General features: G+C 29.0%; 12 protein-coding genes. 8 read left to right on the top strand and 4 right to left on the bottom strand.

Going from position 1 to position 12,339, the window contains the following annotated elements; translation table 11 throughout:
* Window positions 1–466 precede the first annotated feature (466 nt).
* The gene (locus tag ACWPW7_RS07675; RefSeq protein ID WP_454053031.1) at window positions 467–604 is read left to right on the top strand and encodes a hypothetical protein; all 138 of its coding nucleotides are present in this window, start codon (window positions 467–469) and stop codon (window positions 602–604) included.
* A 197-nt stretch (window positions 605–801) separates the two neighbouring features.
* Here the strand turns inward: ACWPW7_RS07675 and hydA are convergent, their stop codons facing one another.
* From hydA to ACWPW7_RS07655, 4 genes are all read right to left on the bottom strand, one after another.
* The gene (gene hydA / locus ACWPW7_RS07670; RefSeq protein ID WP_454053030.1) at window positions 802–2,193 is read right to left on the bottom strand and encodes a dihydropyrimidinase; all 1,392 of its coding nucleotides are present in this window, start codon (window positions 2,191–2,193) and stop codon (window positions 802–804) included.
* Window positions 2,194–2,270: 77 nt separating this feature from the next.
* Window positions 2,271–3,659 carry a nucleobase:cation symporter-2 family protein gene (locus ACWPW7_RS07665; RefSeq protein WP_454053029.1) on the bottom strand — a complete coding sequence of 463 codons (1,389 nt, stop codon included), beginning with the start codon at window positions 3,657–3,659 and terminating at the stop codon, window positions 2,271–2,273.
* A gap of 21 nt (window positions 3,660–3,680) precedes the next feature.
* Window positions 3,681–4,892 carry a diaminopropionate ammonia-lyase gene (gene dpaL, locus ACWPW7_RS07660; protein ID WP_454053028.1) on the bottom strand — a complete coding sequence of 404 codons (1,212 nt, stop codon included), beginning with the start codon at window positions 4,890–4,892 and terminating at the stop codon, window positions 3,681–3,683.
* Window positions 4,893–5,193: 301 nt separating this feature from the next.
* Window positions 5,194–6,957, bottom strand: a complete 1,764-nt coding sequence (locus ACWPW7_RS07655) for a sigma-54 interaction domain-containing protein (protein ID WP_454053027.1) — start codon at window positions 6,955–6,957, stop codon at window positions 5,194–5,196.
* 546 nt (window positions 6,958–7,503) lie between these two features.
* On the opposite strand from ACWPW7_RS07655, the gene yqeC reads away from it, so the two are divergent.
* The 7 genes from yqeC to ACWPW7_RS07620 all read left to right on the top strand — a co-directional run bounded on the left by yqeC (window position 7,504) and on the right by ACWPW7_RS07620 (window position 12,324).
* A complete protein-coding gene (yqeC, locus tag ACWPW7_RS07650) occupies window positions 7,504–8,241 on the top strand; it encodes a selenium cofactor biosynthesis protein YqeC (protein WP_454053026.1) in 738 nt (245 codons plus the stop codon).
* A gap of 14 nt (window positions 8,242–8,255) precedes the next feature.
* Window positions 8,256–8,837, top strand: a complete 582-nt coding sequence (gene mocA, locus ACWPW7_RS07645) for a molybdenum cofactor cytidylyltransferase (RefSeq protein ID WP_454053025.1) — start codon at window positions 8,256–8,258, stop codon at window positions 8,835–8,837.
* A gap of 13 nt (window positions 8,838–8,850) precedes the next feature.
* A complete protein-coding gene (yqeB, locus tag ACWPW7_RS07640; RefSeq protein WP_454053024.1) occupies window positions 8,851–9,687 on the top strand; it encodes a selenium-dependent molybdenum cofactor biosynthesis protein YqeB in 837 nt (278 codons plus the stop codon).
* A gap of 87 nt (window positions 9,688–9,774) precedes the next feature.
* Window positions 9,775–9,951 (top strand): XdhC family protein, encoded by a 177-nt coding sequence (locus ACWPW7_RS07635; RefSeq protein WP_454055482.1) that lies wholly within the window; start codon window positions 9,775–9,777, stop codon window positions 9,949–9,951.
* Between the two features lie 77 nt (window positions 9,952–10,028).
* On the top strand, window positions 10,029–10,574 hold the full coding sequence (locus ACWPW7_RS07630; protein ID WP_454053023.1) for a nucleoside-triphosphatase: 546 nt from the start codon (window positions 10,029–10,031) through the stop codon (window positions 10,572–10,574).
* Complete coding sequence (locus ACWPW7_RS07625) at window positions 10,571–11,539, top strand: FecCD family ABC transporter permease (RefSeq protein ID WP_454053022.1); 969 nt, start codon at window positions 10,571–10,573, stop codon at window positions 11,537–11,539. Before ACWPW7_RS07630 ends, ACWPW7_RS07625 begins: the two co-directional genes overlap by 4 nt.
* On the top strand, window positions 11,536–12,324 hold the full coding sequence (locus ACWPW7_RS07620; protein WP_454053021.1) for an ABC transporter ATP-binding protein: 789 nt from the start codon (window positions 11,536–11,538) through the stop codon (window positions 12,322–12,324). Before ACWPW7_RS07625 ends, ACWPW7_RS07620 begins: the two co-directional genes overlap by 4 nt.
* The last annotated feature ends 15 nt before the right edge of the window (window positions 12,325–12,339 follow it).

Raw genomic sequence — 12,339 nt, 5'->3', positions numbered from 1 at the left:
AAATTATTATTGTATGATATTTATAAGTAATTTCTATATTCAATTATTATTTTATCACTATTGTAAATAAGTGTAAAAATAATATTCCATTTTTTACATATATAGTATAATGAAATATCCCTAATTATGTTATACAATTACTATCCTTTATTATTTCTGCTTTTTCACAAGAACTTCTGCAGCCTTTTCATAGATATTTCTTTCTGATTCCAGATGCATAAGGCTAAGCTTTTCCTATGTATTTCTAAATTCCTATACATTTAAGAATATCCATTCATATATTAATTAGCTACTAATTGGAGATTGATCATTCTGCATTACTGATTTCACTAATTCTTTATCTTATTTATCCATTGGAAAAAGAATACTTGCTATAATTAAAACGATACAGCATACAGCAGCCGGTGAACTTATAAGAGGTTGTACTCCATACAAAAATGGCGGAAATGCATCAATAGCAAGCTTCATGGTAGTAAGACCAATACCAAAAGAAAATGTAATGCCGATTATAGTTGTGTTTCTTTTAGAAAAGCCTGCTTTAGCAATCATCTTAATGGCATTTAGTGTAATCATGGCAAATACTTTAAAGCCTATAAATCGTTAATCTTTAAAAATTATAGCCATAAATTTATTATTAAAATGATAAATTTATCGTTTTAATAATAAATTTATAAAATGTTATAAATATTCATTCTAATACTCAATTTAATAACCTATATATCTTATCATTTTGATAATTTTAGAAACAAGAACCTTTTATTTTACAAAAGGTTCTTTATAATTAGAAAAATCGCTATTTATTTAAATATTGGGAAAGTCTGTTTTTTCTCTTTTTAAAAATTGTCCATATCCTTTTTCTCCAATAAAGTCATTATCTTTTACTATAACTTTTCCTCTTGAAATTGTTATTATTGGATACCCTTGAAGTTCAAATCCTTCATAAGGAGTATAATCGACATTTTCATGTAACATTGATTTTGTAATTTTAACTTTTTTATTAGGGTCAATTATAACAATATCTCCATCGGAGCCAATTGCAATAGTCCCTTTTTTGGGGTATAATCCAAATATTTTTGCAGGTTTTGTACTTACTAAATCTACAAATTTATTTATTGATATTCTTTTCTTCATAACTCCCTCAGAAAAAATCAGCGGAATTCTAGTTTCTATTCCCGGTACTCCACCTGGACATTTAGTAAAGTCATCTTTTCCTAGTTGTTTTTCTATGTTGAAATTAAATGGACAGTGATCTGTTGCAATAACTTGTATATAGCCATCTTGAATTCCCTTCCACAATGCACCTTGATTAGACTTTTCTCTTAAAGGAGGACTAGCAATATATTTTAATCCTTCATTATTTTCACCATTGTATTTAGTTTCATCTAAAAAAAGATATTGAGGACATGTTTCTGTAAAAATATTCTTTTGTCCATTATCCATAGCCATTCTTATATAATCTAATCCTAGCTTACAGGAAAGATGCACTATGTACAAAGGAGAATCCCCTGCCATTTTAGCAATATTGAGCATTTTATTTATAGCTTCTCCTTCACAACATACCGGTCTGCTCTTTGAGTGGTATATCGGTGCCGTAAGATCATTGCTTGAATAATATTCCCTAAGATAATTAACAACGTCATTATTCTCTGGATGTACAGCTGTGATTATGCCAATTTCTTTAGATTTTTTAAGCACTTTAAATACTTCTAAATCGCTTAATCTATAGTCATAGGTTAAATAAACTTTATTACTTGTGATTCCTTCATTATATAATTCCTGAAGCTCTTCTAATATAGCATCGTTTACATGCTGTATAACTCCATGAAATCCATAATCTATAACCGCATTACCTTTAGCATAGTTGTGGTATAAATTTACTTGATGATGTAAGCTGCATCCCTTTGGTCCAAATGCTAAGTGATCAACTATAGTTGTAGTGCCACCGCACGCAGCTGCTACAGTCCCAGTATAAAAGTCATCTGTGGCCACAGCTATTCCTACATCTAAATTTAAGTGAGTGTGAACATCTACACCTCCAGGAATTACATATTTCCCATTAGCATCAACTATTTCATCAGTTTCTTCAATAAGATTCATGCCTATTTTAGTTATGATACCATTTTCTATATAAATATCTCCTTTAAAAATATCTCCTGAAGTAACAATAATTCCATTTCTTATTAAAGTGGCCATTGTAAAATTACATCTCCTTTTATGTCTATATATAAAACATAATTTTAAAGTGTTATTTTCATTTCTTTTTTAATCTGTTATGCTTCACAACTATCTTTATTAACTACTTCTTTATTATCTTCTATTGGTAAATTTTTATTTTTTCCAAGCTCATTAAAGAATAAATTTAGAAGTATAGCAGATAAACTACCAGTTGTTATACCACTATGGAAAAGAGTGTCTACCCATTGTGGAAATTTAGCATAAAAAGTTGGTACTGCTAAAGGAATCATAGCAAGTCCAAGGCTTACTGCTACTATCATTCCATTTTTAGTTCCATTAAATTCAACCTTACCAAGGCTTGAGATTCCACCTGAAGCCACCATGCCAAACATAGCTATTCCAGCTCCTCCAAGGACAGGATATGGTATAGAAGCTACTACTGCTCCTGCTTTTGGGAATAATCCCAATAATATCAAAATTATTCCTGAAGCAGCTACCACAAAACGGCTTTTAACCCCTGTTAAATTTACAAGACCTACATTTTGTCCAAAAGCAGTGTGTGGGAAGGTATTAAATATACCTGCAAGCATTGTGGCAAATCCATCTGTTCTAAGCCCTCTAGTTAAGTTTTTATCATCAATCTCTTTACCAACCATTTCATGTATAGCTATCATATTTCCTGTAGATTCTGTCATCGTAACTAACATAACTAATACCATTGAAATTATAGCCGTTAAATTAAATTTAAGTGATCCAAAATAAAAAGGTAGATCTATATTAATCCATCCAGAACTACTAACTCTGCTAAAGTCTGTCATGTTTAACATTGAAGCAACGATAGTTCCTATAACTATACCTAATAATATAGATATATTACCTAAAATCCCTTTAAAGAATTTATACATAGTCAAGATTAAAATTAGAACAAATAAAGCTAATAAAATATTTTTAGGACTAGCGAATGTTGGAGAGTTTATATCATTGCCTGCACACCATTTAACTGCTACTGGAAGCAGCGATATTCCTATTATAGTTATTACAGTACCTGTTACTACTTTAGGGAAAAACCTTATAAGTTTTCCAAAGAAAGGTGCCATAATAAAGCAAAATAATCCAGCTACAAATGTAGCTCCAAAAATAGTTGTAATGCCTGTTATAGGATCTCCTGGATAAGTATTTGCAATAGCTATCATTGCCGATACAGATGCAAAACTTGCTCCTTCAATAACAGGAACCTTTGCCCCAATAAAATTCTTTATACCTAAAGATTGTATTAAAGTTGCTATACCTGCCACAAACAAATCTGCATTTATAAGAAATATTACTTGTTCACTAGATAATTTCAACGCACTTCCTATTATTAAAGGAACAGCAACTGCACCTGCACACATTGCCAAAACATGTTGTAAACCTAAAATAAATAACTGCTGTGGTGGAAGCAATTCATCAACAGGAGCTATTGCTTTTTTCACTTTATTATCCATTTTTATACCCCCATGAATTTTTTATTTTGAATATTCTCCATTCCAAACAATTTGTCTATATTTATCTGGATCTGTGTCTCCTTCTGTACTAAATAATAGTATTCTAGAGTTTTCATCTAGTTTTAATTGTTCCCTTAATTCTTTCATGTCATCTCTTGTCATTATTGCACTTATGAGTCCAGTTGTTACTGCTCCTGATTCTCCAGATATTACTCTTCTATCTTCCTTTACAGGATTTCCTAATATTCTCATACCATTAGCTGCAACCCAATTCGGACAAGATACAAAAGTTGAACTGTAAGATTTTAGTACTTCCCATCCTATAGTATTTGCTTCCCCACAAGCAAGTCCTGCCATTATAGTAGGCATATCTCCAGTTACTGCTCTTGCTTTTCCATCTCCAGCTACTGCTGATTCATATAAGCAAGCTGCCTCATCAGCTTCTACTACTACAGTTATTGGACATTCATCTTTAAATACTGAAGCAAAATATCCTTGAACAGCTCCTGCTAAAGAACCAACTCCAGCCTGTACAAATATATGTGTAGGTCTATCTACATTTAGCTCTTTTAATTGTTCTAGTGCTTCTGATGCCATAGTTCCATATCCTTGCATTATCCAAGTAGGAATCTCTTCATATCCTTCCCAAGCAGTATCTTGAACCACGACCCATCCATTTTTTTCTGCCCCAGAAGCTGCAAGTCTTACTGCATCATCATAATTCATGTCAGTTATAGAAGCCTCTGCTCCTTCTTTTCTTATATTTTCAAGCCTTGTTAATGAAGATCCTTTTGGCATATACACTATTGACTTTTGTTTTAACTGTGCTGCAGTCCATGCTACTCCACGACCGTGATTTCCATCTGTAGCTGTAATAAATGTTATATCCCCAAGTTCCTTTTTTATTTCCTCTGATGTAAGTTTTTCATAGCTCAATTCTGAAATGTCTTTTCCTAATTTTTTTGCTAAGTATTTACCCATAGAAAAAGATCCACCTAATACTTTAAAAGCATTTAATCCAAAACGGTAAGATTCATCTTTTACATATACTCCACCTACACCTATATGCTTTGCTAAATTATCTAAATTTACTAAAGGCGTCTTAGTATATTGAGGAAAACTTTCATGAAAATGTCTAGCTTTTTTTATTTCTTCCTCTCCTAAAAATTCAACAGATGCTTTATTTTCCTTCTGCATCATAGTATTTTCTTTCCATTTTATTTTTTTACACATTACTATTACCTCTTTTCTTCTTTGCTTTTGAAAAATTTTTACTTTCCGAAAATAACTATAAGCAATAGCCATGCCAATTTTTGTCTATTAAATTTTATTTATATATTTAACTTTCCTTTAAATAATGGATTTTGTCTAAATTATGAATACTTTATTAAAAAAAATACAAAGCTTATTAATAGCTTTGTATCTTCATATAATTTTAAAGTATATAATTTTATTATCAAAACAATAATTAGTTATCATTACGATAAAGCATGTATTTTTATTGATTTATAAGATAATAGATATAAAAAAATTATTATTTTGATAACTCTTTTATCCCTTCTAATTTTCTATATAGAGTAGCTATACCTATTCCTAAATGCTTCGCTGCTAATTGTTTGCCTTTGGTATCATGACCATATATATCTAAAGCTTTTAGAATGCATTCTTTTTCTATATCTTTTAAAGGCCTTATATCTCCATCTATATAATTTCCATAAGAGTTAAAATTCTTATTCTCTACTATGTTTGGCGGAAGCATATCAACAGTCACTATCCCACTATCATCTGCCATATTTATCATGAATTCTACAGCATTTTCTAGTTCCCTTACATTTCCATACCATGGATAATTCGTTAAAATATTTAGACATTCTTTATCAATTTTATAGACAGACTTACCAAGTAATTCATTATATTTTTCTACTAACATGTCCATAAGAAGTTCTATATCTTCTTTTCTCTCCCTTAAAGGCGGTATTTTTAATGGTATAACATTAAGTCTATAATACAAATCTTCTCTAAATTTATTTTCTTTTATAAGTTTTTTTAAATCTTTGTTAGTGGCTGCTATAACTCTTATATCTAAATCTATAAGTTGATTAGAACCTATTCTTACTAGCTTTCTTTCTTGAAGTACTCTTAATATTTTAACCTGAAGATCTAAAGGCATATCCCCTATCTCATCTAGAAATATTATTCCTTTATTTGCTAATTCAAATTTACCTACTCTTCCGTTTGGATCAGCCCCACTAAAAGCTCCTCTTACATATCCAAATAATTCACTTTCTAATAGAGCATCTGGTATAGCTCCACAGTTTATAGCTATAAAAGGGTTAGTATTTTTATCACTTTCACAATGTATAGCTCTTGCAATTACTTCTTTTCCAGTACCACTTTCTCCAGTTATGAGAACGGTAGATCTTGAAGAAGCAATTTGTTTAATTCTATTTTTAAGCTCAAGCATAGCTTTTGACTTTCCAATAATATCTTCAACTTTTATAACTTCTCTTCCCCCACTAACTTTATGTATTTTAGATTTTAAATGTTTTATTTCTTCAAATACAAATATTCTATCATAGGAAGATAGCACCGGAAAAACAGGTATAATTCTACCCATAAGTTGAAATCTTTCATCGTTTATGATTATAGTATATACTTCGCCTCCAAGTATATATTCACTAGTGGAAGAAATTGTTATTTTTTTATTTATATTGTTAGCAGTCAGCTTAAGTTGTTTCGTAGCACTTACGTTCATATGAACTATTTCATTGTTTTTAGTAACTAAAACACCTTTATCTACACTGTCTATTATTTGATTTAATAATTCTACCATCATATTACTTCTCTCAAACTCAAGGTGTTCATATGATTTAGTGCTTATAAAATCTGATATTTGATCTAAAACCTGAATAAATGAGTCAAAATTTTCTATAAAGTGAGTTCTTTGACTCTCCTCTGAACATACAAGCCCTATTACTCCAATAATATCTTTATTCAAAATTATAGGAGTACAAACAAGCATTTTTTCTACACAATTATTTATATGATTACACTTTTTACAGAAAGAATGCTGTCCAGGATTTTTTATTATTTGTTTTTCCCCAGTTTTTATAACATGATCATATACATATCCTTCCTTTGATATATCTTTGTTTACTTCATTCTTATAAATACCAGTGCCCGCTACTCTACACAAATTTTTATCTACAATTTCAACATCTACTTTAATTACATTTGAAATTATATTTGCATATTTAGCCACTGTGTCTTGAATTTCTAGTAATGTAGAACCCTTCATATTTATATCATTCCTTAAACATTAATTTATTTTTTCTACAATAAATTACAATAACTCCCACAAAGCCATTTTATCATAATTATATGAAAATTGAAATAAAATTTACTTCAAATCCTTATCAATAAGATAATTTTTCTAATAATTCATTGAAAATTTAGAATATACGCGATTTATCAATATTATAATAATTATCATTTTAATAATTTTTCTCCTGATGCAAATAAATGTAACTTTTTTACATCCAACAATTATCTGTTTTAGTCTAATGCAAGTTAAATGAAAAAGTCTAGAGATTTCAATGCTTTTCAAATTATGTCTAGATATAATTTTTATTATTATATAGATGTAATATTTAAAATATGTGGCATTTCCTATTTTAGACATATTTTTCAGAGCTCTTATATTGTTCAAATATTGATTTTTCAATATTTATCCTATAAAATCTTGTCGAATTTTTACTAATTTGTAGATAAACAAATCATAAAATTTTTTGGCATATTTATTGCTTTAATATTTAAAAAATAAATTATATTTAAAGAGGTAAATATGCTTATTTCAAATATATTAAATTTTAAAAAAGGATCTGTTTTATCGATAGTTGGAGCTGGTGGAAAAACTTCTCTAATGTTAAATTTATCAGAAGAGCTAAGGCCTTGTAATAAGGTTTTAGTAACAACTACCACAAAGATATATCCTCCTGATAAAACATCTTATGATTTTATATGTATTGGAGAAGAAAATTGCTCTATATATGATGATTATGAGGAAAATGGTGTATATGTATATGGGAGTTTTATGAATGAAGATGATAAACTAGTTGGTTTAAATAAAGAATTTTTGGATAACAAATTTAAATATTTTGACTACTCTATAATAGAAGCAGATGGTTCCAAAAGAAAACCTATTAAAGGATGGCGAGAAAATGAGCCTGTTATATGTAAAAATACTAGTAAAACCATAGGAATATTAGGTATAACATGTATAGGTAAAATAATAAATGATATTAATGTTCATAGAGTGGACCATTTTATAAATATAAGTAATGGAAGTTTAGGTGAAAAAATATCCATTCCAATGATAAGTTCACTAATAACTCATCCTATAGGACTTTTTAAAGATTCTGTAGGAGAAAAGATATTATTTATAAATAAAGTAGAAAATCAACATACTACTTTATTAGCAAATGAACTAATAAAACATTTGCATTCAAACTCTAACTTATTTATAGATAAAATAATTATAGGAAGCTTAAAAGAAAAAAGATACAGTTTAATATCTCTTTAAATTGGAGGTTTGCCATGGTAAATGCTGTAATAATGGCATCGGGCTATTCCACTAGAATGGGTGAAAATAAATTGTTATTACCATTCAAAGGAAAACCCATAATTGAGCATGTTATAGATGCAATAAAAGAATGCAATTTTAATGAAATAATTTTAGTTGGTAAAGAAAAACAAATATTAGATATAGGTAAAAATAAAAATATTTTAACTGTTTTAAATACAAAATCCTATAAAGGACAAAGCCAGTCTATAAAACTAGGTATTTTAAATACGTGTGCATCAGATGGATATATGTTTTTTACTGCTGATCAACCATTAATAGATTCCTATACTATAAATTTATTATTAGATACTTTTATGAAAAATAAAAATTCTATAATAGTACCTAGATACAAAACTAAGGCTGGTTCCCCTACTATATTCTCAACAAAATTCAAAGATCAATTACTTAATTTACAGGGAGATGTAGGGGGTAAGGCTATTATAAATAATCATCTTAGTGAAGTTTTGTTTATAGATTTAAAAAGTGATTATTCTTTATTAGATGTTGATACGGTAAAAGATTACGAATATATATTAACCAAAAATTTACAATGAGGATGGGGTAAATATGTATAAAAATGTTATAATTGTTAGGGGTGGTGGAGATTTAGCTTCTGGAACTATACATAAGCTCCATAGAAGCGGTTTTAAAATATTAGTTTTAGAATCTTATTATCCCACTTCTATAAGAAGAAATGTATGTTATAGTGAAGCCATATATACTGGTAAAATTACTATTGAAAACATTACTGCTATAAGAGTAAGCAGTTTTAATGAAATATTAAAATGCTGGCAAAATAATAAAATTCCTATCGCAGTAGATCCTCATGGTAAATTTATAGAAATGTTAAAACCTAGAATTTTAATAGACGGTATAATAGCAAAGAAGAACTTAGGTACAAAAATGAATATGGCAGAAATAACTATAGCTCTCGGACCTGGTTTTGAGGCTGGTAAAGATGTGCATGCTGTTATAGAAACCATGAGAGGTCATAATTTAGGAAGAGTTATATTAAAAGGAGAAGCCATGAAAAATACAGGAGTCCCTGGGGAAATTGGAGGATATTCTAAAGAGAGAGTTATATACAGCCCAGCTAGTGGAATTATTCAAAATGTAAAAGAAATCGGCGATTTTGTCTCCTCAGGTGAAATTTTAGCTTATGTAGATAGTATAGAAATTAAAACAGAAATAAGTGGATTATTAAGAGGAATCATAAGAAATGGCAGCAAAATTGAAAAAGGGCTAAAAATAGCCGATGTAGATCCTAGATGTCATGAAATCAGAAATTGTTATACTATTTCTGATAAAGCACGAAATATTGCTGGTGGTGTATTAGAAGCTATTCTATATTTTATGAATAAAAATACAGAAAGTAGGGTTAATGTGTGGAACAAAACATCCTAAGAAAATTTATGAAACCGTTGACAAAGGAGATACCGTAGCTTTAGCTACTATAACTCATATTTATTGATCCACCCTTGGTAAAAGGGGATCAATAATGGTAAAACTCACGGTACTGTAGGTGGCAGTAGAGTTGAACATGAAATCATAAATAAAGCTTTAGAGTGTATTAAAAAGAATGAAAATAGCACTTTTGAATATAAACTAAATGAAAGTGGAGAATTAGGTATGCAATGTGGTGGAGAAGCTAAAGGTTTTATTAATTAAAAATAAAGATACTTTAAATCATGTTAAAGATTTAAATAATATAATCTTTTAAGTTCTAAAATAAAAGGAGTCTTACTATGCATAATTTATTTCTTACAGCTCCCAGTGGCACTGGTAAGAGTACCGTAATAAAAAAGGTATTATATGAATTGAATATTTCAATAGGTGGCTTTCAAGTAGAGCGCTGTCTAGATAATGAAGGTAATATTTATTTTGATATGATATCTTTTAAAGATAAAAAAAGAAATAACATAATTGGTAAATGCGCAAAGTCGAAAAAGCCAATTCCTAATTTATATACTTTTGAAACTAAAGGAGTTGAAATTTTAAATACTAGCTTAGAAAATAGTGACTTAATAGTATTGGATGAAGTGGGCTTTCTTGAAGAAAATGCAGAAAATTTTAAATCTTCCATAATAAAAGTTTTGGATAGCAATAAAATAGTATTAGGAGTATTAAAAGAATTTGATTCACCTTTTTTAAATGAATTACGTAATAGAAAAGATATCTCTATAGTAAAAGTTACTTTAGATAATAGAAATTACATTGCAAGTCATATATTAGATATATTAAAAAATTGGAATGTTTCTATAAAAAATTCTAGAGATGAGATGAGTTTATGAAAAAAGTAAAAAAGTATTTACTATTGCCTATAGGTGCTATTTTAATTTTATTATCAATTTGCATAGGAAGATATTCTATATCCTTATATGATTTATATTCACTAAATGATAAAGCTATTGCTATATTCTTCAACTTGCGTTTACCTAGAATTATAGCTGCCTTATTAGTTGGTGGAGCTTTGTCTACTGCTGGTGCCTCTTATCAAGGTATGTTTAAAAATCCTTTAGTATCTCCTGATATTTTAGGAGCATCTGCTGGTGCTAGTTTTGGCGTCGCCATAGGTATACTATTTTCTTTTAATATTCACTTTATACAAATTCTAGCATTTATATTTGGTTTAATAGCAGTTATGCTCTCTTGGAGAATAAGTAGAAGAATCCCCCATCATGATCCAAGTTTAGTTTTAGTTTTATCTGGAATGTTGATTCAAGGATTGTTTACATCTGCAGTGTCTCTTGTGAAATATATATGCGATCCCTATGATAAACTTCCTGCTATAACCTTTTGGCTTATGGGTGGGCTATCTTCTATAACACTAAAAGATTTACAAGTTATGATAATACCTATAATTCTAGGATTAGTTCCTCTGCTTTTAATAAGATGGAAAATTAACATATTATCTTTTCCAGAAGATGAAGCAAAAACTCTAGGAGTAAATACAAATAGAATAAGAATTATTGTAATAATATGCTCTACTTTACTTAGTGCTTCAATAGTTTCATATTGTGGAGTTATTGGATGGGTTGGATTGGTTATTCCTCATTTAACTAGATCTATGTATGGACCCAATTATAAATCTTTACTACCGGCTTCTTTTTTTATAGGTAGTTTATATATGCTATTAGTAGATGATTTAGCTAGGTGTATGTTTGCTGTAGAGGTACCTCTTGGTATATTAACATCTTTAATTGGAATACCATTTTTCGCTTACTTACTAATAAATGCAAAGAAGGGTTGGTTATGAGGCTACAAGTAAGAAAAGTTTCCTTTGGATATAGTAATAACATACTTTTCAACGATTTATCTTTTAATTTAAAATCTGGTGAATTGTTATGTATACTTGGTCCTAATGGAGTAGGAAAAACTACTCTTTTTAAAACCATGCTAATGCTTTTAAAATTAAAATCTGGAGAAATATTAATAGATAATAAAAATATAAATACTTTTTCTACTAAAGAATTATATAAACGTATATCTTATGTCCCTCAAGCACATACACCACCTTTTCCTTTTTCAGTAATGGATGTAGTATTAATGGGACGTGCTGTTTACATAAAAGACTTTTCATCTCCAAGCAAAATAGATATAGAAATTGCAGAGAAATCTTTAGATATTTTAGAAATAGCTCATTTAAAAAATAAAATTTATACAGAACTAAGCGGTGGTGAAAGACAATTGGTGTTGATAGCAAGAGCTCTTGCTCAAGAGGCTTCCATAATAATAATGGATGAACCAACATCAAATCTTGACTATGGAAATCAGATAAAAGTTTTAGCATTGATAAAATCATTATGTATAAATAACAATCAAACTATACTTATGTCATGCCACAATCCTAACCATGCTCTTTTGTACGGAAGTAAAGTTGCTATTATGAAAAAAGAAGGAGGATTTTCCTTTGGTGATCCATCTGATGAAATCACTACTAAAGTTATAAAAGAAATTTATGGAGTAAATATAAAAATGGTAGAAGCTACCATAAATGATAACTTTAAAAAAAATATATGCATACCCTTTGACTTCAAATAAGAATAAAGAAAGGAG

Source organism: Clostridium sp. Marseille-Q7071, assembly GCF_965112025.1.
Note: the sequence above shows the minus strand (reverse complement) of the source record. Positions and strands in the feature narration are given on the sequence as shown.